This window comes from Klebsiella sp. PK01 (assembly GCF_057624675.1).
This window is the reverse complement of record NZ_JBYEZM010000005.1, coordinates 21922-43029: the sequence shown is the minus strand read 5'-3', so window position 1 is coordinate 43029 and position 21108 is coordinate 21922. Positions and strand designations below refer to the sequence as shown.

The 21108-nt window shown below is 51.3% G+C and carries 17 protein-coding genes; 2 read left to right on the top strand and 15 right to left on the bottom strand.

Features of this window, described 5'->3' with window-relative positions:
• Positions 1-12: 12 nt before the first annotated feature.
• From AC22LX_RS16470 to glmU, 11 genes are all read right to left on the bottom strand, one after another.
• The gene (locus AC22LX_RS16470) at positions 13-732 is read right to left on the bottom strand and encodes a glucosamine-6-phosphate deaminase (RefSeq protein WP_045395991.1); all 720 of its coding nucleotides are present in this window, start codon (positions 730-732) and stop codon (positions 13-15) included.
• A gap of 49 nt (positions 733-781) precedes the next feature.
• Positions 782-1951, bottom strand: coding sequence for an alpha/beta hydrolase-fold protein (locus tag AC22LX_RS16465; protein ID WP_063447580.1), 1170 nt, complete (start codon positions 1949-1951; stop codon positions 782-784).
• Between the two features lie 42 nt (positions 1952-1993).
• A complete protein-coding gene (locus AC22LX_RS16460) occupies positions 1994-3628 on the bottom strand; it encodes a carbohydrate porin (RefSeq protein ID WP_487334102.1) in 1635 nt (544 codons plus the stop codon).
• Between the two features lie 475 nt (positions 3629-4103).
• Positions 4104-4829, bottom strand: a complete 726-nt coding sequence (gene phoU / locus AC22LX_RS16455; RefSeq protein WP_004145007.1) for a phosphate signaling complex protein PhoU — start codon at positions 4827-4829, stop codon at positions 4104-4106.
• A 49-nt stretch (positions 4830-4878) separates the two neighbouring features.
• Complete coding sequence (gene pstB / locus AC22LX_RS16450) at positions 4879-5652, bottom strand: phosphate ABC transporter ATP-binding protein PstB (protein ID WP_015369015.1); 774 nt, start codon at positions 5650-5652, stop codon at positions 4879-4881.
• Between the two features lie 46 nt (positions 5653-5698).
• Positions 5699-6589: a phosphate ABC transporter permease PstA gene (gene pstA, locus AC22LX_RS16445; RefSeq protein WP_045395998.1), complete on the bottom strand. Its 891-nt coding sequence runs from the start codon at positions 6587-6589 to the stop codon at positions 5699-5701.
• On the bottom strand, positions 6589-7548 hold the full coding sequence (gene pstC / locus AC22LX_RS16440) for a phosphate ABC transporter permease PstC (protein WP_045396000.1): 960 nt from the start codon (positions 7546-7548) through the stop codon (positions 6589-6591). The genes pstA and pstC overlap by 1 nt, the downstream gene beginning before the upstream one ends.
• Positions 7549-7673: 125 nt before the next feature.
• Positions 7674-8714 carry a phosphate ABC transporter substrate-binding protein PstS gene (gene pstS / locus AC22LX_RS16435; protein ID WP_063447582.1) on the bottom strand — a complete coding sequence of 347 codons (1041 nt, stop codon included), beginning with the start codon at positions 8712-8714 and terminating at the stop codon, positions 7674-7676.
• A gap of 226 nt (positions 8715-8940) precedes the next feature.
• A complete protein-coding gene (locus AC22LX_RS16430; RefSeq protein WP_049061545.1) occupies positions 8941-9519 on the bottom strand; it encodes a hypothetical protein in 579 nt (192 codons plus the stop codon).
• 168 nt (positions 9520-9687) lie between these two features.
• Positions 9688-11517 carry a glutamine--fructose-6-phosphate transaminase (isomerizing) gene (gene glmS / locus AC22LX_RS16425; RefSeq protein WP_045396004.1) on the bottom strand — a complete coding sequence of 610 codons (1830 nt, stop codon included), beginning with the start codon at positions 11515-11517 and terminating at the stop codon, positions 9688-9690.
• A gap of 185 nt (positions 11518-11702) precedes the next feature.
• Entirely contained in the window at positions 11703-13073 is a 1371-nt protein-coding gene (gene glmU / locus AC22LX_RS16420) for a bifunctional UDP-N-acetylglucosamine diphosphorylase/glucosamine-1-phosphate N-acetyltransferase GlmU (protein ID WP_045396006.1), read from the bottom strand.
• A 256-nt stretch (positions 13074-13329) separates the two neighbouring features.
• Here glmU and AC22LX_RS16415 point away from each other — a divergent pair, with 256 nt between their 5' ends.
• Together AC22LX_RS16415 and AC22LX_RS16410 are read left to right on the top strand one after the other, a co-directional pair.
• The gene (locus tag AC22LX_RS16415; RefSeq protein ID WP_487334101.1) at positions 13330-14880 is read left to right on the top strand and encodes a DKNYY domain-containing protein; all 1551 of its coding nucleotides are present in this window, start codon (positions 13330-13332) and stop codon (positions 14878-14880) included.
• 587 nt (positions 14881-15467) lie between these two features.
• Positions 15468-16715, top strand: a complete 1248-nt coding sequence (locus tag AC22LX_RS16410) for a TerD family protein (protein ID WP_487334100.1) — start codon at positions 15468-15470, stop codon at positions 16713-16715.
• 78 nt (positions 16716-16793) lie between these two features.
• Here AC22LX_RS16410 and AC22LX_RS16405 read toward each other — a convergent pair whose 3' ends face one another.
• The 4 genes from AC22LX_RS16405 to atpA are packed head-to-tail and all read right to left on the bottom strand — an operon-like array spanning position 16794 to position 21098.
• Positions 16794-17213: a F0F1 ATP synthase subunit epsilon gene (locus tag AC22LX_RS16405; protein ID WP_015703917.1), complete on the bottom strand. Its 420-nt coding sequence runs from the start codon at positions 17211-17213 to the stop codon at positions 16794-16796.
• Positions 17214-17233: 20 nt separating this feature from the next.
• Positions 17234-18616, bottom strand: coding sequence for a F0F1 ATP synthase subunit beta (gene atpD / locus AC22LX_RS16400; protein WP_015369008.1), 1383 nt, complete (start codon positions 18614-18616; stop codon positions 17234-17236).
• A gap of 26 nt (positions 18617-18642) precedes the next feature.
• Positions 18643-19506 (bottom strand): F0F1 ATP synthase subunit gamma, encoded by an 864-nt coding sequence (gene atpG / locus AC22LX_RS16395; RefSeq protein ID WP_015369007.1) that lies wholly within the window; start codon positions 19504-19506, stop codon positions 18643-18645.
• Positions 19507-19556: 50 nt separating this feature from the next.
• Positions 19557-21098, bottom strand: coding sequence for a F0F1 ATP synthase subunit alpha (gene atpA / locus AC22LX_RS16390; protein ID WP_015369006.1), 1542 nt, complete (start codon positions 21096-21098; stop codon positions 19557-19559).
• Between the last annotated feature and the right edge of the window lie 10 nt (positions 21099-21108).

Sequence of the window (21108 nt, the reverse complement as noted above, 5' to 3'; positions counted from 1 at the left end):
GCCAGCGGCTTTTTAGTGCTGCAATTCCGCCGCTGCTGCTTTATCCGCAATAATCACCAACGAAGGGTGCAATTTGAGCACCGATGCCGGCACCTGTTCGCTGACCGGGCCTTCCACCACCTGCTTTAGCGCTTGCGCTTTCGCCGCGCCGCTGACAATCAGCAGCAGGTTTTTTGCCGCCATCACGCTTTTCGGCCCCATGGTGACATAGCTATCCGGCACCACGTTGAAATCGCCCCCCATCTCACCGTTCGCGACAATGCCAATCAGATCCCCCTGAATCGGCACTTCGACCGTCTCATCATGAAAGCGCGTGGTGTTCGGCAGGTTGCCGCAAAAATGGCCGTCGGCGCCCAGCCCCAGCACGACCAGGTCAAGACCGCCGGCCTCTTCGAGGCGGCGATCGTGTTGAGCCGCGTTCTCCAGCGTCAATTTATGGATGTTCTCTTCTTTGATTTGCGCTGGAGTAAAAAACAGCTGGCGCAGGTTGGAAATCGTCACCCCTTCACGCTGCTGGCCGCGAAAAGGAATCTCATCAAAGTTGTAATAGTGCACCCGATCATAGAATGATTTCCCTTTGATGGCGGCCACCAAATGCTCATACATACGCTTCGGCGTACTCCCCGCCGTCACCGCCAGATTCATTCGTCGCGGCATCGTGATATAGCCTAAAAGATGATGGCAGGCGACCAGGCTCATCTCTTCATAATCTTCCGTCACAATCAATTTCATCTCATCTTCCTTTACTGGTTGAGACAGGGGGCGCCATGCCCCCTGACGGTTATTTAAAGAGCTTTTGCACAAACTCGGCATAGGCCGGACGCCAGACGTCCATTTCATGATTCAGGCCAGGATAAGAGTGGTAATCAAATTTGACCTTCTGCTTTTCCAGTTCGCTTTTCAGGCCGGCAATATCTTTGCCAGTGACGGCGTCTTTTTCGCCAACCACCAGCGTAAAGTTACGCAGTTGCTTATTGATGGCGTCAGGGTTATTCAACTGCGCCTCCACGCCAGCGTCGGGAACCGTGGTTGTCGTAACCCCGCTTAAGGTGGCAAGCCACCCGAAGCTCTCAAGATGGTTCATCCCGGACACCAGCGCCTGGTAACCGCCCTGCGACAGCCCCGCCAGCGCCCGGCCGTCGGCATCTTTACGCACGTTAAATCGGGAATCGATCAGCGGAATGATGTCGTGCATCAGTTCGTTGTCTGCGGCTTTCGCATTGAGTGGATAGAAGTTTTTACGCCGCTCCTGCGGCGGGAAGTTTTCCGCGATCGCTTGAGGAATATCGGTTTCGGTATCCGGCACCACCACCAGCATCGGCTTGATTTTGCCCTCCGCCAGCAGATTATCCATCATTTGCGGGATGCGTCCCTGGTCGATGGCCGACAGACCGCTATCGCCAAAACCGTGGTAGAAATAGAGCACCGGCAAAGGCTCGCCGCTGCCGTTATAGCCCGGTGGCGTCCAGACGTAGACGCGACGCTCTGACTTAAGCGCCGTCGAATGGTAGGTGACGGTACGCAGATCGCCGTGCGGGACCGCCCGATCGTCAAGAATGCTGCCGGGCACCAGGATCAGGCTGGTATTCACCTGGCGTTGCGGTTTCTGGTAGCGACTGCCGGTATCGACGGAACGAAAACCGTCCACATCGAAGTAGTACTCATAAAGATTGGCGGCCAGGCGATCGCTTTTCCACGTCCATACGCCCTGGGTGTCTTTGGTCATGTCATGAGAGACAAAGGTATCCGGCGTCGACCCCGTGACGACGGAAACGCGCCTGGCATCGGGGGCAAATAACCGGAAAGTCACGCTGTTATCCGTATTCACCTGAGTAATATATTGGCTGACAGGAATAGCGGCATCAGGCATCGTCGGCAGCGGTGCGGCGTGCGCCGTAAATAATGTGGCGCCAGCCAGCGCCAGGGCGAAGTAAATTGCATGTCGTTTCATTTTGATTCCTTTTTACGTTTTTATTAGCAGGCGCTTGCGGCCTTACCACCAAATTTCGGCCTGCGCGCCGAGTGCGAACTGGTCGTTCTTGCCATCTTCAAAAACCGCGGTGGTATTGTTAGCAGCCTTATCCAGATCGATATCTTCAGCTTTAATATAAGTCGCATAAAAACGGATTTCCGGGCGCGAGGTCAGCATACTGGTATTGACTTTGAAGGTATGGAATAAGGTGGTCTTATAACCGGATTCGTTATATTTCTTCCCCGTCACATCTTTGTTCTGCTGTTTGAAGTAGCCCAATTCAACGCCGGTCTGATTATATTTATTCCAGATATATGCCGGACGGACCACGGCGCGAATAGATTCAAAATCTGAATGGGCGCCGGTTTCATAGCTATAAACGTCATTACCAAATGAGTAGACGGTTGCATTCGCCATAATGACATCATCGCGCAGATAGGTTTCCCCCTGCGAGGTTAAGCGCACGGCGGTGCCGTTGGTATGATCGCCATAATAGCGCCCATTATTGGTGGTATATGGGCTCGAACCGGCATAGCGCGAGAAGCTGCTGGCGATAGAGTTGTTCGCCAGTAATAATGAGAACTCGTTAAAGCCGCCGTTATCAAATTTCTGCGTTAATGAGGTCCCCACCATCCAGGTATCTTTCCATTGGTAGTAACCTTCATTCCCCTCTTTATATTTCTCTGATGAGCTTTGATTGGCGGCGACATAGCGCCCGCTCACCATCAGCGAGGCTTTATCCCACAGCGGAATATCTTTGTAACGCACATCCAGGGTATTGGTATTAATTTGCTGCTTATTAGTCAAAGAGCGGTCATAGTCATCGATGTCTTCGCGCACCAGCGCGATATCAAATTTACCGGCGCCCACCTTCCAGTTTTCAAGCCCCACGCCGGCCGCCGCATCGGTTCTTTGCGTTTTCCAGTCCAGCATCTGGATCTCGATTTTCGGCGCGCCGTGCTTACCGACCCAGAAATCCGCTTCCGGGGCAAACGGCAGAAAGCCTTTAGTGTTGACGTACATATCCGAGAACTGAAGGTAGTTTTCGCCGCCGGCATTGTCGCCAAACCAGCCGGTAGAATACTGCTGACCCACGTTGCCATCGAGCATCACGATGGCATCCACACGTTTGTCGCCCTCCTGAAAAACGCGCTGTTTAAGCTGTAAATCAAACCAGCCGGAATACTCGTTACCCAAACGGCCAAGCGAGCCGATGGCCCACGATTTTGGCGAACCGTGCGAGGCGGTCCCCCAGCCAGAACGGTAATAGCCGTTATAGCTAAAGCCGATTTCATCTTTTACAAACTTGCTAAAATCTTTCAGCGTCATGGCGCTATAGGTTGGCTCGCCGCCCTGCGCCGGCTGTTCATTTTTGACCAGTACCGCATCCGGCTTAGCGGCCGCTTGGGTCGCCGTGGGCGCTTTCGCACTCTGGCTCTTCTGGCTATTTACCGATTGCGACCAGGCGGCCCAGACCTGGTTCCTTTTTTTCTCCAGATCCTGATATTTCTTGAGTTCTTTTTGCGTGTCCTGAAGCGCTTTTTCCAGAAGCTCCAGCCGTTGTTCAACCGTAAGTTGCCCGGCAATAAGATTTGTTGAATAAGAAAGCGGCGCCAGCAAAACCATCGCCGAAGCGATCATATTTCTTCTAATCATAATAATCCCTTATATAAGCATTGGCGTAAATGAAACACGTAATGAATAAATAGCGTTATGTTTTTAATAAACTGCATTAATACCATTCCACATAACTGCAGCTTTTATTTCCCTGCCGAATAAGTGGCAAAAAAAAACCTGAAGGAGACCATCTGCATTAACAGATAATCCTCTTCAGGTTTTGCCCGCTCATTGCGGTAACAACCCTTATCACCAACCGTTCAGCGTCTAAAACAAAAAAACCTGACATCGCCGCCTGGGGCAATATCAGGTTTTGCCTGCTGTCGCAGTAACAATCCATTTGACCTTCTGAGCAGCAACGCCCGGTCAGTGGGAAAGATTGTTACGCGATAAAATTTAAAACTCAAATAGCCAGAGTATTAATTGTGACGATAATCGCAGCAATATGTCAGCGATGCAGACAATCATTGTTGATTCTGATTATTCCCTTTACCAGAATCAACCATCATGATCTTTACTCTTTCGGATCTTTACCCGCGAGCAGTTTATCCAGTTCGTCGCCGCCTACGTGACGGAAATCCTGGCCTTTGACGAAGTAGAAAATATATTCGCAAATATTCTGACAGCGATCGCCAATACGCTCGATGGAACGCGCGCAGAACAGCGCGGTCAGGACGCTCGGAATGGTGCGTGAGTCTTCCATCATGTAGGTCATCAGCTGGCGCACGATGCCTTCATATTCCTGGTCGACTTTCTTATCTTCACGATAGATGCGTACCGCCTCATCAAGATCCATACGCGCAAAGGCATCCAGCACGTCATGCAGCATCTGGACGGTATGGCGGCCCAGCGACTCCAGGCTCACCAGCAGCGGCTGGTGCTGCTGGGAAAACTTCTCCAGCGCGGTGCGGCAGATTTTATCCGCTACGTCGCCAATACGTTCCAGCTCGGCGATAGTCTTGATGATCGCCATCACCAGGCGCAGGTCGCTGGCGGTCGGCTGACGTTTAGCGATGATGCGCACGCAGGCCTCGTCGATCGCCACTTCCATCATATTGACCTGCTTGTCGCCGTCGATTACGCGCTTCGCCAGATCGCTGTCCTGATTATGCATCGCGGTGATCGCATCAGAAAGCTGCTGCTCCACCAGCCCACCCATGGTCATCACCTGGGTGCGAATGTACTCCAGCTCTGCGTTGAACTGGCCGGAAATATGTTTATTAAGATTTAAGTTATCCATGATGTCTCCTGATTGCCCATCGGGTTAGCACCTGAAAGCAGAAGGGCAATCAACCGTAGCGGCCAGTAATATAATCTTCAGTTTGCTTCTTAGCGGGCTTGGTAAACAGATCGTCCGTGTTGCTGAATTCAATCAGCTCGCCGAGATACATAAATGCCGTATGGTCGGAACAACGCGCAGCCTGCTGCATGTTGTGGGTAACGATAACGACGGTGTAATCCTGCTTCAGCTCGGTGATAAGTTCCTCGATGCGCCCGGTGGAGATCGGGTCCAGCGCTGAGCAAGGTTCATCGAGCAGCAGCACTTCCGGGCGAATCGCGATACCGCGGGCGATACACAGACGCTGCTGCTGACCACCGGAGAGAGAATACCCGCTCTGGTGCAGTTTATCTTTGGTTTCATTCCATAATGCGGCTTTGGTCAACGCCCACTGCACGCGCTCGTCCATATCGGCTCGCGACAGCTTCTCAAACAGGCGCACGCCGAAGGCGATGTTGTCGTAGATGGACATCGGAAACGGCGTCGGCTTCTGGAATACCATCCCCACCTTCGCGCGCAGCAGCGCGATATCCTGGGTATTGGTGAGAATATTGTCGCCATCCAGCAGAATTTCGCCTTCCGCACGCTGCTCCGGGTACAGCTCAAACATCTTGTTGAACGTACGCAGCAGAGTGGATTTACCGCATCCTGACGGGCCGATAAACGCCGTCACCTGGTTCTTAGCGATATCCAGGTTGATGTTCTTCAGGGCATGGAATTTGCCGTAGTAGAAGTTCAGGTCACGAACTGAAATTTTACCCGGATTCGCGTTCACCATACTCATCTCAATCTCTTCCTCATTCGGCGCCGCTTAGGCCGCGCCGCAAAAATTAACCGTGTTTCTTCTTCGCGAAGACAACGCGCGCCAGAATATTCAGCAGCAAGACGCACAGGGTAATAATCAATACCCCGGCCCATGCCAGTTGCTGCCATTCCGCGAACGGACTCATGGCAAATTTAAAAATGGTCACCGGCAGGTTGGCGATCGGCTGCATCATATCGGTGCTCCAGAACTGGTTGGAGAGCGCGGTGAACAGCAGCGGCGCCGTCTCCCCGGCGATACGGGCAATGGCCAGCAGGATACCGGTCATAATGCCGGATACCGACGCCTTAAGGGTGATCGCGGAAATCATCTTCCATTTCGGCGTCCCCAGCGCATAGGCTGCTTCACGCAGGCTATCCGGCACCAGCTTCAGCATGTTTTCAGTGGTACGAATCACGATGGGCACCTGCAGCAGCGCCAGCGCGATAACGCCCGCCCAGCCGGAGAAATGCTGCATCTGCGCCACCACGATGGTGTAGACAAACAGACCCACGACGATAGACGGCGCGGAAAGCAGAATATCGTTGATAAAGCGGATGATTTCCGCCAGTACCGACTTACGGCCATATTCCGCCAGATAGATACCGGCCATGATACCCAGCGGCGTACCAAAGACGGTCGCCCACAGGATCAGCAGGCCGCTGCCCGCCAGGGCGTTCGCCAGACCGCCGCCCGCGGTATTCGGCGGCGGCGTCATTTCGGTAAACAGCGCCAGGCTCATGCCGTCGATGCCACGCGTGATGGTCGACATCAGGATCCAGATAAGCCAGAAGAGGCCGAATGCCATGGTCGCCATCGACAGGGTCAGGGCGATGCGGTTCTTCAGGCGGCGCTTAGCCTGCATCTTGCGACGGGATTCCGCCAGTTCGGCGGTGGTTTGCAATTCGATCGTTGCCATTAGCGTGCCCCCTCGTTCTTAGCGAGACGCATAATCATGAACTTCGACGCGGCCAGAACGATAAAGGTGATAACGAACAGGATCAGGCCCAGTTCCATCAGCGCCGCTACGTGCAGGCCGCTTTCCGCTTCCGCGAATTCATTGGCCAGCGCCGAGGTAATACTGTTGCCCGGCATATACAGCGAAGCGCTGTCGAGCTGATAGGTGTTGCCGATGATAAAGGTGACCGCCATGGTTTCGCCCAGCGCGCGCCCCAGACCAAGCATGACGCCGCCAATCACCCCGTTTTTAGTAAACGGCAGCACGATGCGCCAAATCACCTCCCACGTGGTGCAGCCGATCCCATAAGCGGACTCTTTCATCATCACCGGCGTCTGCTCGAAGACGTCACGCATTACCGCGGCGATATAAGGAATGATCATGATGGCCAGAATGACGCCGGCCGCCAGGATGCCGATACCGAACGCCGGGCCGGCAAACAGCGCGCCGACAAAGGGGATCGTCGACAGGACGTTGCCGACTGGTTCCTGGAAGTAAGTCGCAAACAGCGGGGCAAAAATAAACAGGCCCCACATGCCGTATACGATACTTGGGATCGCCGCCAGCAGCTCAATAGCGATACCCAGCGGGCGTTTTAGCCAGGCTGGGGAGAGTTCAGTCAGGAACAGCGCGATGCCGAAGCTCACCGGAACGGCGATCAACAACGCGATAATGGAGGTAACCAGAGTCCCGTAAATCGGTACCAGCGCACCGAAGATCTCATTCGGCGCATCCCACTCTTTGGTCCACAAAAAGGAAAAGCCAAATTTCTGAATACTTGGCCATGAAGAGATGATGAGGGAAACGATGATGCCACCCAGCATCAATAGCACAATCAGCGCAGCCAGTTTTACCAGCGCGCTGAAGATCATGTCACCCTTTTTCCCCGGAGGGTTGAATGCCGGCTTGCTTGCAGCCATAGGTTACTCTTTAAGTTCGGGCCCAAAAAGCCAGCATTTTACTGAGCTTACGGGCAAAGGTAATGCTATACCCGAAATAATTCGAGCTGCAGGAAGCTAGCCGGCAGCTCGACATTCCGCGGGTATTAGTACAGCGCTTTACCGCTGCTGTCTTTCACGTTGGTTTTCCATGCGGCGCGAACCTGCTCAACCACGCTGTCCGGCAGGCTGGCGTAATCCAGCGCATTCGCTTCTTTGCCGCCGTTTTTATATGCCCAGTCGAAGAACTTCAGCACTTCCGCGGTATTCTCCGGCTTATTGGAGGCCTTGTGGACGAGGATGAAAGTGGTTGAGGTGATCGGCCATGCATTTTCACCTTTCTGGTTAGTCAGGTCCTGAGCGAAGGACTTGCTCCAGTCGATACCTTTCGCCGCATTAGCGAAGTTATCTTCCGTCGGGCTGACCGGCTTGCCGTCAGCGGACAGCAGTTTGGTGTAAGCCAGGTTATTCTGCTTAGCGTAAGCATACTCGACGTAGCCGATCGCGCCCGGCAGACGCTGAACGAAGGCCGCGATACCGTCGTTGCCTTTACCGCCCAGACCGGTCGGCCAGTTTACGGTAGATCCTGCGCCAATTTTAGATTTCCACTCTTCGTTCACTTTCGCCAGATAGCTGGTGAAGACGAATGAAGTACCGGAACCATCCGCGCGGCGAACCACAGCGATGTTCTGAGCCGGTAGCTTCAGGCCAGGGTTGAGTTTAGCGATCGCTTCGTCATCCCATTTTTTGATTTTGCCCAGGTAGATGTCGCCGAGGGTTTTACCATCCAGCACCAGCTCGCCGGATTTAACGCCCGGCAGGTTAACCGCCAGCACCACGCCGCCGATCACGGTCGGGAACTGGAACAGGCCTTCCTGCGCCAGTTTGTCATCAGCCAGAGGAGCATCAGAAGCACCGAAATCCACGGTGTTGGCAATAATCTGTTTAACGCCGCCAGAGGAACCAATACCCTGGTAGTTAACTTTATTGCTCGTTTCTTTCTGATAGGTATCAGCCCATTTGGCATACACCGGAGCAGGGAAAGTTGCACCTGCGCCAGTCAGGCTTGCTGCTGCGAAAGCAGAGAAAGCGCTCATCGATAAGGTCGCGGCGACAACTGTTGCGACGGTGGTACGCATAACGTTCATAATGTCTCCTGCTGGGATTCGTAAACCGTTGTTTCGAAGCTATGGTGAGCAAAATAGGACAAACAGGTGACAGTAAAATGTACGAATTATGACAGTTTTATGACACACCAGGGGAAAGTAAGAAAACCTAAAATAAAATTAATAATATCAATTAATTACATTTTTATCTTTTGGTCATATGACAGGAAGATTTTGCTTTTATTACATGATTATGGATAACGTAAAATCACCTGGCAACGTTGAGATGTTGGGCAACCATAGCAAGCCTGATCGTACGGCGATAAAGCGTAAACAGGGTAAAAGCCGTTCCATTCATCAATCTACGGCCTAACCAGAGTACGGCTATCTCACACATAAAAAGAATGACCTTATTGGCAGCAATAGCTTCATCTGCGATGACGGCAAGCGCCAGCACTATACAAAAAACAAACAAATTGGCGAGATATAGGTACATAAAAATACGTAATCCAACAGCATGACCTCGACCTACTAACCCTGCAGCTACGCTAGTTATAACAATAACCCCTAAGAGCAGCGGAAAGTAGAAAGCCAGAAAACGGGGCGGAGTAAGTTGGAGACTCTGCAATATAAAAGCCGCATTAACTGAAAAAATAACAATTAATATCAAATAAATACAAGCAGGAACTAGCGGAGAAGGTGATAAGCGTTGCCCATGAGACAAGCTCATCATATCTGTTGTTGTATGCTGCGCGATCTCATCTCTATCTCTTCGCTTGATAAGTTGATCGATTTCCACACCATGCTTGAGAAGCGCTAAGAAATTATTACCACATAAGTTTTTCATTTTAGAATCGCCACTGAGTAAAATTTAATGGTTTTTTATAAGCAATGGCGTAACTCTATCCACAAACACACTATCAACCGTTGATAGCGGATAAAAAAATCCGGCATCCCTTTGCAGAAATACCGGATTATAGCGTCACTCAAAAGAGTGTCGGTCCGTACAGCCTGATTACTCTACGGTCACCGATTTCGCCAGGTTACGCGGCTGGTCAACGTCGGTGCCTTTGATCAGCGCAACGTGATAAGCCAGCAGCTGCAGCGGCACGGTGTAGAAGATCGGCGCAATCACCTCTTCGACATGCGGCATCTCGATGATGTGCATGTTGTCGCTGCCGCTGAAACCGGCGTCTCCATCGGCGAAGACGTACAGTTCACCGCCGCGGGCGCGAACTTCTTCAATATTGGATTTCAGTTTTTCCAACAGTTCGTTGTTCGGCGCCACCACGATAACCGGCATTTCGGCATCAATCAGCGCCAGCGGGCCATGTTTCAGCTCGCCCGCCGCATAAGCTTCAGCATGAATATAGGAGATCTCTTTCAGCTTCAGCGCCCCTTCCAGCGCGATCGGGTACTGATCGCCGCGGCCAAGGAACAGCGCGTGCTGCTTATCGGAGAAACGTTCCGCCAGCTGTTCGATGCGCTTATCCTGCGACAGCATCTGCTCGATACGGTTCGGCAGCGCCTGCAGGCCATGCACGATATCCTGCTCGATAGCCGCATCCTGGCCCTTGAGACGCGCCAGTTTCGCCACCAGCATCAACAGCACGGTCAGCTGAGTGGTAAAGGCCTTGGTCGATGCCACGCCGATTTCGGTACCGGCTTTGGTCATCAACGCCAGATCGGACTCGCGCACCAGCGAGGAGCCCGGAACGTTGCAGATGGCCAACGAACCCAGATAGCCAAGCTCTTTAGAGAGGCGCAGCGCCGCCAGGGTATCCGCCGTCTCACCGGACTGGGATAGGGTGATCATCAGGCTGTTGCGGCGCACCGCGGATTTGCGGTAGCGGAATTCGGAAGCAATCTCGACATCGCACGGCACACCGGCTAACGCTTCGAACCAGTAACGGGAGACCATCCCGGAGTTATACGAGGTTCCGCAGGCAACAATCTGGATATGCTCAACCTGCGACAGCAGCGCGTTGGCATTCGGCCCCAGTTCGCTGAGATCGACCTCGCCATGGCTGATACGCCCGGTCAGGGTGTTCTTAATCGCGTTCGGCTGTTCGTAAATCTCTTTCTGCATATAGTGGCGATAAATCCCCTTATCACCGGCGTCATACTGCAGATTAGATTCGATCTCCTGGCGATTCACTTCCGCGCCGGATTTATCGAAAATAACCACCGTACGACGGGTAACTTCGGCAATATCGCCCTCTTCGAGGAAGATAAAGCGGCGGGTCACCGGCAGCAGCGCCAGCTGGTCAGAAGCGATAAAGTTTTCGCCCATGCCCAGGCCAATGACCAGCGGGCTACCGGAGCGTGCCGCCAGCAGCGTCCCCGGATCGCGGGTATCCATGATCACCGTACCATAGGCGCCGCGCAGCTGCGGGATTGCGCGCAGTACGGCCTCACGCAAGGTGCCGCCCTGTTCCAGCTCCCAGTGCACCAGATGCGCGATAACTTCGGTATCGGTTTCGGAGACGAAGACATAGCCGCGAGACTGCAGCAGGGCGCGCAGCGGCTCATGGTTCTCGATGATCCCGTTATGGACCACCGCAATATGTTCAGAAACATGCGGATGCGCATTGCTCTCAGACGGCTCGCCGTGCGTCGCCCAGCGGGTATGGGCAATCCCGGTACCGCCGTGTAACGGTTGCTCTTCTACCGCCTGAGCCAGCATCTGAACTTTACCGAGACGACGAACGCGGGTCATATGACCTTCGTTATCGACCACAGCCAGACCAGCAGAGTCATAGCCACGGTATTCCAGACGACGTAAACCTTCGAGAAGGATTTCAGCAATATCACGCTGCGCGACTGCGCCAACAATTCCACACATAGTTAAATTTCCTGATAATGGCGATATGCCATGCGTTGTCGCTGACCTGTATTTGCCCTTTACGGGCGCCCCGAGCCTTGTAGAGAGTGGGGTTATTTTTATGGTACTGCCTGCGGATGGGGACCTATATTGATCCTCTCATCCTGGTTCGCCGGGCGAACTCTCACCCGGCGACAATCTAAAAACTACTTTTTCTTTACCGGACGCTGCCAGCCCTGTTTGTGGACCTGCGGCACGCGACTTAGCACTAGTTCGTTGTCAGCAATATTACGCGTGACGGTGGTGCCCGCGGCAATCGTCACGCCGTTACCGACGCTGACCGGCGCGACCAGTTGCGTATCAGAACCGACAAACACGTCATCGCCGATGATCGTTTTATGCTTATTTGCGCCATCATAGTTACAGGTGATGGTACCTGCGCCGATATTAACGTTGTCGCCAATTTCAGCGTCGCCGAGGTAGGAGAGGTGTCCTGCCTTCGAACCTTTGCCCAGACGGGCTTTCTTCATTTCGACAAAGTTGCCAACGTGAGCGCCTTCCAGCAGTTCAGCCCCCGGACGCAGACGCGCAAACGGGCCGATGGTGCAGGCAGCCTGCAGTTGCGCATCTTCAACCACGCTATACGGGCTGATTTCGCAGTCATCACCGATGACGCTGTCTTTGATGACGCAGCCGGCGCCGATCTTCACGCGATCGCCCAGCACAACATGACCTTGCAGAATAACGTTAGTATCAATTTCGACATCGCGCCCGTGTTTCAGCACGCCGCGCAGATCGAAACGCGCCGGATCGCGCAGCATCACGCCCGCCAGCAGCAGTTTTTCTGCCTGCTCTGACTGATATACTCGTTCCAGACGCGAAAGTTGCAGACGGTTGTTCACCCCTTCAACTTCGCTCAGACGCTGTGGATGCACCGCAACGATCTCATGACCTTCCTGATGAGCCATCGCGATAATATCGGTGATGTAGTATTCGCCCTGGGCGTTATTGTTAGTGAGCTTCGCCAACCAGCGTTTCAGGTCCGCGCCGTTAGCAACCAGAATCCCGGTATTGATCTCCTGAATCTGGCGCTGTGCTTCGCTGGCGTCTTTATGCTCAACGATGCCTGTTACCTGGCCATTTTCACGCGTGATGCGCCCATAACCGGTTGGATCATCCAGCTTCACCGTTAACAGGCCAATGCCGCCCTGCGGTTTTGCGGCGCGCAGGCGCTGTAGCGTTTCAACCGAAATCAGCGGCACATCGCCATAGAGCATCAAGATATCTTCATCATCATTGAAGAACGGCGCCGCCTGCTGCATCGCATGGCCGGTACCGAGCTGCTCTGCTTGCAGCACCCAGTTGAGGTTATCTTCATGCAGCGTTTGACGCAGCAGATCGCCGCCGTGGCCGTACACCAGGTGTACCGCGGCAGCGCCTAAATCTTTAGCCGCATCAATGACGTGCTGAACCATTGGCTTCCCGGCCAGAGTATGCAGCACCTTAGGAAGATCGGAATACATGCGGGTCCCTTTGCCTGCGGCAAGGATAACCACGCTCATCGCACTGTTTGACATACGCATCCTGACAGCTGTTAGAACGAAAAGTAAAAGCCTTTCACGTTGAAATTGCTACATATTTTTCATCATGAAACGAGACGCGGAGAAAACGTCCAGGCTCAATGCTATACACCATTTTAGGGCGCTATTTTTCACCATCGCAAATCAGTTTAACGCTGAAAAACGATGACAGGGAGAGAGATAGTCGCCTATCTCACTGCTTTTGCTGTTTTTTTTATACATAAATAAAGCATGAGTAAATGGATACCATCTTATGATTAATATGCATTTTATCATTTATGCAAATGGATGGGCGAGTCTGTTTAGCCAGCGAAGCAGTGATGGTTTCATTTCAATAGTCTCTATGGGCATTTTGGTTTACGCTGAGCTAGCTCATTTTTATTTCACTATGCCGTTAGCCAGGAACAGGCTGCTCGTTAATCCGCACAGGAAGCGTAATACAATGCATAAATTAAAATTCGGAATTATCCTTACTTTATTGTTATTTATTAATACTTCAGCATGCTATGCGAAATTTCATTCATGCACGGAATATTGGCACGACGATGGCAAAGTTGAAAAAATGTCATGCGGCAGCAATTACAAACCAATACCAGATAGCCCTTATGTATTAAAAAACAACAAAGCCTGGTATACTAATTACAATAGCAGGACATATAATCGGCACTCTGGTTGTGCTGGCGTTATCTGCATGACACCTGACTTAAATATCCTTCCGGAAATTGAACGTGAAAAAAAACACTATTATTCACTCAATATTAACGTCAATCGTATAAATATAATAAAAGAACCAAATCACAACTGTGGGTATAGTAGGATAAATTACATCATAGATGACAAGAACGTTTATTATAAAGGAACAAAAATAAAAAACGCCGACCCTCAATCATTCAAAGCATACGAAATGAAAGAGCATGACATATACTCTCTCGGATGTAATCTGGCATGGGATAAGAACAATATTTATTACTTAGAAAAACCTCTGGATGTGCCAGTTACCGGTGAAGTCAATCTGATCAATGAATCATTAATTAGCACCGGAAAGCAAATTTATAAAATAGAAAATCAACAAGGTAATTTAATTTTAACGCCTCGTAACGACATATCTGCCAATCTCTATGCGCTGCCAAGTGGTCGGGGTTTATCCACAGATAACCAGCACCTTTTTTACTATGGAAAGGCTATTGAAACGCTAGCGGGTATCCCACCGGCGCTCGTAACACCTGTGTGCCCGGTTCCTGGCTTTCCCCATCTGGAATGCTACCTTCCTGATAATAGTATTTATAATACGATGAAGAATGATGGTTACACTGTTATTCGTACAAAAAATAATATATGGGTACAAATAAACAAACACCATCATGAAGATATATATAAAATAGACATCACTCCACAGGACAAGATTTACTTTCTTGTTAAAGCAAAATATAGCGGAAGCGCGTACCTCATTATCAACAACACTTTATATAATCTCGAAAATCATAATAGAAGAGATAAATATGATAGACGTGGCCCCGTCGTTTTTTCGGATTTTCTAATGAGTTATGATTATTCAAAATTTATTGATAGCCATGGGGTGATTTATGATGAAGCGAATCAAAGCATCGATAATCGTAAGACATTGTTTAAATGTGGTGAAAAAAACAAGAAAAGATTACATTGGGATAAAGATAAAAACACAACCCCAGGAACATTCGTTCTAAGCGATAAGGAATACCGTTACTTTATAGTTAAGGGTGAATTAGCCAAAGTTCAGGATAAAAAAACAAAGCAGTTCATCGACGATAACAAAGGTGATTGTTGAAATGACCAGGCCTTTGTTCTACTGAAATGAAGAAGGGAATTGAGGGGACAAATTCTCCCAGGGCACTCACCGCAGTGACGAACCATACCCTGACAAAAATGCCGATCGCCTTAAGTGACCAGCATCCCCCCTCATGCGACCTCTTGTCCGCGGATTCACATCACATATGTTGGCGTTTGAATGAGCGATAGTGTGTGAAAACAGGGTGGTAGCGCAGCGATTAGAAGCTCAGGGCGCTAAATTTGGCGATGATTTTGTGGAACAGTTTCATGATGATTTCCAGATTGCAGGTGCGGGTTATGTTTTTTTGTGATACACATCACAAAACAGAGTCTACGCCTCATCATTTAACTAATCAATAACAAAGAAGGAGGGCCTCGCACTTTTTATGCTACGAACAGGAACCTGAAGGTCTCTCTATATTTAATTCTGATATTTAATTAGCCGAACCCACTTATTAAAAATAATAGCTAATTAAATAAATCCAGAAAATATATAACCTAGCTCAATAATAAAATCAAAAGCCAAGAGAAAATAAAAAGTGTAGACTCAAAAAATTATGCCACAATAATTAAGAACAATTAACCATGCATAAATACCTCACACCTGGCGAAAACTCGTCTTTAAACGCGCCAACTGGATTGGTCACCGTTTCCCATCGGACTGGCAATGGGCTGGATATCAACCTTACCGCTTTTTTACTGACTGCATCAGGAAAGACGGAAGATGATAACGGCATGGTGTTTTTTAACGCTCAAAAGCATAGCTCTGGTTGTGCTATGTTTATACAACCTGAACTACAAAATAATGTGATGTCCCATAGCATTCATTTTGATTTATCAAAGCTACCAGCTGGCATCACGAAAATAGCCATCACATTGACTCAAGACGGAAGCGCTGCGGGGTTTTCTACTGTTAACGATCTGCAGGCACAAATAAAAGCGGGCGAACAAATACTGGAACTAGCTCCCGGTTCATTTAATCAGGAGACTGGGATTATCGTGCTGGAATTATATGTGCATAACGGTCAATTTAAAGCCCGATCCGTGTGGCAGGGATTTTCCTCAGGCCTGGTCGGGCTTTGTAATATGTATGGTGTCGAGGTAGAAAGTGAACCGGCGCCTGCAACTGCTGGCTTACAAAAACCTAATATAAACAATGCGGTAGTTTCGCTCAAAAAACCAGAAGATAAACACCGCGTTTCGCTTATAAAGGGAAGCGATGCGCCCCCAAAAATTACGATTAGCGCCACATGGGTAGATAACGGCGATGGTCGCGATAATGATGACCTGGATTTACGAGTAGGAATTCTGTGGCCTGACGGTAATATGTCCCTCATTCAGGCGCCGGATAAATCAGGTGCGTTTAATAAAAAACCCTGGGTTTACCATACGGGCGACGTCGTTAGCGCAAGTCTTTCTGCGCCTGGCGTTGAAAAGGTAGAAATTAACCCTGAAATATCCCGACTGGCGGGTGGGAAAATTGCGCTGGTATGTAGTGTCTATTCCGCCGTCAGTAACGGTGTGGTAGCCGTAGCGTCATTAAAACCGAAAATGCGCATGGAGTATGGTGACAAGATTGTAGAATGCTCTTTTGATTTCACGAAAAAGAAAGGTTTCTTCAGTAGCTGTATTTATACCTACGTTATTGGCCTGATTGAAATAGATCAGGATACTATCGAATTATATCCATCAGGTGTGACATCTAAACCGATGAGTGAATCCACTCCTTGGTTAACCCGCCGACAAGACAACAGCCTGGAACTCACGATGAATGGCCCTGCCGTCTTTAAAGGCAGACCTAACAACCGTAGCGGAAGTAAACAATACATCTGATTCTAAACTCAGGGTAGGTCATTAAGCATAAAAAAAGCCAGTCTGTTGCCAGACTGGCTTTTAGCTTTCAAGCCGGTGTTACATCGCTTTTTTGGTCAATTCGATAACGCGCAGTTTAGCGATCGCTTTGGCCAGTTCCGCGGACGCCTGAGCGTAATCCACGTCGCCGTGAGAGCTCTTGATGTGCTCTTCCGCTTTACGTTTCGCTTCCAGGGCTCGTGCTTCGTCGAGGTCCTGACCGCGAATTGCCGTATCGGCCAGAACGATCACGTTGCCCGGTTGCACTTCAAGAATGCCGCCGGACAGATAGATAAACTCTTCGTGACCGAACTGTTTAACGATGCGAATCATACCAGGCTTAATGGCGGTGAGCAGCGGCGCGTGACCCGGGAAAATACCCAGTTCACCTTCGCTACCCGTTACCTGGATTTTCTCGACTAGGCCAGAGAACATTTGTTTCTCTGCGCTGACGACATCCAGGTGGTAAGTCATTGCCATATCACCCTCCGATTAAGGCGTTAAAGTTTTTTGGCTTTTTCCACGGCTTCTTCGATGGAACCGACCATGTAGAACGCCTGCTCCGGCAGGTGATCGTATTCGCCTTCCATGATGCCTTTAAAGCCACGGATGGTGTCTTTCAGCGAAACGTATTTACCCGGAGAACCGGTAAATACTTCTGCTACGAAGAACGGCTGGGACAGGAAGCGCTGGATCTTACGAGCGCGAGCTACCACCAGTTTATCTTCTTCAGACAGTTCATCCATACCCAGGATGGCGATGATGTCTTTCAGTTCCTGATAACGCTGCAGCAGGGACTGTACGCCACGCGCGGTGTCGTAGTGTTCCTGACCAACAACCAGCGGATCCAGCTGACGGCTGGTGGAATCCAGCGGGTCAACGGCCGGGTAGATACCCAGAGACGCGATCTGACGGCTCAGTACCACGGTTGCGTCAAGGTGCGCAAAGGTGGTTGCTGGGGACGGGTCAGTCAAGTCATCCGCAGGTACGTATACCGCCTGAACGGAGGTGATAGAACCGGTTTTGGTGGAGGTGATACGTTCCTGCAGAACGCCCATCTCTTCCGCCAGAGTCGGCTGATAACCTACCGCTGAAGGCATACGGCCCAGCAGTGCAGATACTTCAGTACCGGCCAGGGTGTAACGATAGATGTTATCGACGAACAGCAGAACGTCACGACCTTCGTCACGGAATTTCTCAGCCATGGTCAGGCCGGTCAGCGCAACGCGCAGACGGTTTCCCGGCGGCTCGTTCATCTGGCCGTAAACCAGGGATACTTTATCCAGAACGTTAGAGTCGGTCATTTCGTGGTAGAAGTCGTTACCCTCACGAGTACGCTCACCGACGCCCGCAAACACGGAGTAACCGGAGTGCTCGATCGCGATGTTACGGATCAGCTCCATCATGTTTACGGTTTTACCTACACCCGCACCACCGAACAGACCAACTTTACCGCCCTTAGCGAACGGACACATCAGGTCGATAACTTTGATGCCGGTTTCCAGCAGTTCCTGAGAGCTGGACAGCTCTTCATAGGAAGGCGCCGCGCGGTGGATAGCCCAACGCTCTTCTTCGCCGATGTCGCCTTTCATGTCGATCGGCTGACCCAGGACGTTCATGATACGGCCCAGAGTCGCTTTACCTACCGGGACTTCGATCGGATGCTCGAGGTCTTTAACTTCCAGACCACGACGCAGACCGTCGGAAGAACCCATGGCGATAGCACGAACTACGCCACCGCCGAGCTGCTGCTGAACTTCCAGCACCAGGCTCTCATTACCATTCTGTACCTCAAGGGCATCGTACACGCGTGGTACGGCATCCTGAGGGAACTCGACGTCGACCACGGCGCCGATTACCTGGACAATCTTTCCAGTAGCCATCTTAAATCCTCTACGAAATAACCTGGTTAAACCGCGGCGGCCCCCGAGACGATCTCGGTGAGTTCCTGAGTAATGCTGGCCTGACGAGCTTTGTTGTATACCAACTGCAGCTCTTTAATCAGGCTGCCGCCATTATCGGTCGCGGCTTTCATCGCCACCATACGGGCGGCCTGCTCGCTGGCCAGGTTTTCTACCACGCCCTGATAAACCTGAGATTCCACATAACGACGCAGGAGGGTATCCAGCAGCGCTTTCGGATCGGGCTCATACAGGTAATCCCAGGACTTACGTTTCAGATCATCATCTTCTGAAGCCGGTAATGGCAGCAGCTGAGTGATGGTCGGAGCCTGAGACATGGTGTTAATAAATTTGTTGCTGACAACGTAAAGCTTGTCCAGACGGCCTTCATCGTAGGCCTGCAACATCACTTTTACCGGGCCGATCAGTTCGGACAGGGACGGGTTATCACCCATACCGGTCACCTGGGCCACAATATTGCCGCCCACGGAGTTAAAGAAAGACACGCCTTTAGAGCCGATCATTGCGAGGTCGCACTGAACGCCTTTATCGGACCATGCTTTCATATCCGCCAGCAGTTTTTTGAACAGGTTAATGTTCAAGCCACCGCACAGACCACGGTCGGTCGACACCACCAGGTAGCCCACGCGTTTAACGTCGCGTTCTTCCAGGTACGGGTGCTTATATTCCAGATTACCGTTCGCAAGGTGACCAATCACTTTGCGCATAGTATCTGCATATGGACGGCTGGCCGCCATGCGATCCTGCGTTTTACGCATTTTGGAGGCGGCGACCATCTCCATCGCTTTGGTGATCTTTTGCGTGTTCTGGACGCTTGCGATCTTACTACGTATCTCTTTTGCGCCGGCCATGAGCTTCTCCTCAATGCCTTGCGGCCTGCCCTAAGGCAAGCCGCCAGACTTTACCAGGACTGGGTTGCTTTGAAGGAGTCGAGGATGCCTTTCAGCTTGCCTTCGATCTCGTCGTTATAGCCACCGGTCTGGTTAATCTCTTGCATCAGCGGAGCGTGGTCACGGTCAACGTAAGCCAGCAGAGCGGCTTCGAAGCTACCGATTTTCGCCAGTTCCACATCTTCGAGGTAACCGCGTTCAGCAGCGAACAGTACCAGGCCCTGCTGTGCTACAGACATAGGTGCATACTGTTTCTGTTTCAGCAGTTCGGTCACTTTCTGACCGTGGCTCAGCTGCTTACGAGTCGCTTCGTCCAGATCGGATGCGAACTGAGAGAACGCAGCCAGTTCACGATACTGCGCCAGCGCGGTACGGATACCACCGGACAGTTTCTTGATGATCTTGGTCTGAGCAGCACCACCAACACGGGATACGGAGATACCCGGGTTAACCGCCGGACGAATACCGGAGTTGAACAGGTTGGTTTCCAGGAAGATCTGACCATCGGTAATGGAAATTACGTTGGTCGGAACGAATGCGGAAACGTCACCCGCTTGCGTCTCGATAATCGGCAGCGCAGTCAGGGAGCCGGTTTTACCTTTAACTTCACCATTGGTGAATTTCTCAACGTATTCCGCGTTAACGCGGGATGCGCGCTCCAGCAGACGGGAGTGGAGGTAGAACACGTCGCCCGGGAATGCTTCACGTCCTGGCGGACGACGGAGCAGCAGGGAAACCTGACGGTAAGCAACAGCCTGTTTAGACAGGTCATCGTAAACGATCAGCGCATCTTCACCGCGGTCGCGGAAGTATTCGCCCATTGCGCAACCGGCATACGGCGCCAGGTATTGCAGCGCAGCAGATTCAGAAGCGGTCGCCACAACAACGATAGTGTTGGACAGCGCGCCGTGCTCTTCCAGTTTACGCACCACGTTAGAGATGGTGGACGCTTTCTGGCCGATAGCTACGTATACGCATTTGATGCCGGAATCACGCTGGTTGATGATCGCATCGATTGCCATCGCGGTTTTACCGGTCTGACGGTCACCGATGATCAGCTCACGCTGGCCACGGCCGATTGGAATCATGGCGTCAACAGATTTGTAACCGGTCTGCACCGGCTGGTCTACGGATTGACGATCGATAACGCCCGGAGCGATAACTTCGATTGGCGAGAAGCCATCGTGCTCAACAGGACCTTTACCGTCAATCGGCGCACCCAGGGTGTTCACCACGCGGCCTAACAGACCACGACCGACCGGAACTTCCAGAATACGGCCAGTACACTTAACCTTCATGCCTTCGGCGAGGTCAGCATACGGACCCATCACAACCGCACCAACGGAGTCGCGCTCCAGGTTCAGTGCGATAGCGTAACGGTTACCCGGCAGGGAGATCATTTCACCCTGCATACAATCGGCCAGGCCGTGGATGCGGATAACACCGTCACTTACAGAAACAATAGTACCTTCGTTGTGAGCTTCACTCACAACATTGAACTGAGCAATGCGCTGCTTGATCAGTTCGCTGATTTCGGTGGAATTCAGTTGCATGCTCCAGTCC

What these genes read in the sequence shown, in the direction of transcription:
- atpD (WP_015369008.1), bottom strand. Translation starts at nt 18,616, where the DNA reads ATGGCTACTGGAAAGATTGTCCAGGTAATCGGCGCCGTGGTCGACGTC.
- pstA (WP_045395998.1), bottom strand. Translation starts at nt 6,589, where the DNA reads ATGGCAACGATCGAATTGCAAACCACCGCCGAACTGGCGGAATCCCGT.
- pstS (WP_063447582.1), bottom strand. Translation starts at nt 8,714, where the DNA reads ATGAACGTTATGCGTACCACCGTCGCAACAGTTGTCGCCGCGACCTTA.
- phoU (WP_004145007.1), bottom strand. Translation starts at nt 4,829, where the DNA reads ATGGATAACTTAAATCTTAATAAACATATTTCCGGCCAGTTCAACGCA.
- AC22LX_RS16410 (WP_487334100.1), top strand. Translation starts at nt 15,468, where the DNA reads ATGCATAAATACCTCACACCTGGCGAAAACTCGTCTTTAAACGCGCCA.
- pstC (WP_045396000.1), bottom strand. Translation starts at nt 7,548, where the DNA reads ATGGCTGCAAGCAAGCCGGCATTCAACCCTCCGGGGAAAAAGGGTGAC.
- atpA (WP_015369006.1), bottom strand. Translation starts at nt 21,098, where the DNA reads ATGCAACTGAATTCCACCGAAATCAGCGAACTGATCAAGCAGCGCATT.
- atpG (WP_015369007.1), bottom strand. Translation starts at nt 19,506, where the DNA reads ATGGCCGGCGCAAAAGAGATACGTAGTAAGATCGCAAGCGTCCAGAAC.
- AC22LX_RS16460 (WP_487334102.1), bottom strand. Translation starts at nt 3,628, where the DNA reads ATGATTAGAAGAAATATGATCGCTTCGGCGATGGTTTTGCTGGCGCCG.
- AC22LX_RS16465 (WP_063447580.1), bottom strand. Translation starts at nt 1,951, where the DNA reads ATGAAACGACATGCAATTTACTTCGCCCTGGCGCTGGCTGGCGCCACA.
- AC22LX_RS16430 (WP_049061545.1), bottom strand. Translation starts at nt 9,519, where the DNA reads ATGAAAAACTTATGTGGTAATAATTTCTTAGCGCTTCTCAAGCATGGT.
- AC22LX_RS16470 (WP_045395991.1), bottom strand. Translation starts at nt 732, where the DNA reads ATGAAATTGATTGTGACGGAAGATTATGAAGAGATGAGCCTGGTCGCC.
- AC22LX_RS16415 (WP_487334101.1), top strand. Translation starts at nt 13,330, where the DNA reads ATGATTAATATGCATTTTATCATTTATGCAAATGGATGGGCGAGTCTG.
- AC22LX_RS16405 (WP_015703917.1), bottom strand. Translation starts at nt 17,213, where the DNA reads ATGGCAATGACTTACCACCTGGATGTCGTCAGCGCAGAGAAACAAATG.
- glmU (WP_045396006.1), bottom strand. Translation starts at nt 13,073, where the DNA reads ATGTCAAACAGTGCGATGAGCGTGGTTATCCTTGCCGCAGGCAAAGGG.
- glmS (WP_045396004.1), bottom strand. Translation starts at nt 11,517, where the DNA reads ATGTGTGGAATTGTTGGCGCAGTCGCGCAGCGTGATATTGCTGAAATC.
- pstB (WP_015369015.1), bottom strand. Translation starts at nt 5,652, where the DNA reads ATGAGTATGGTGAACGCGAATCCGGGTAAAATTTCAGTTCGTGACCTG.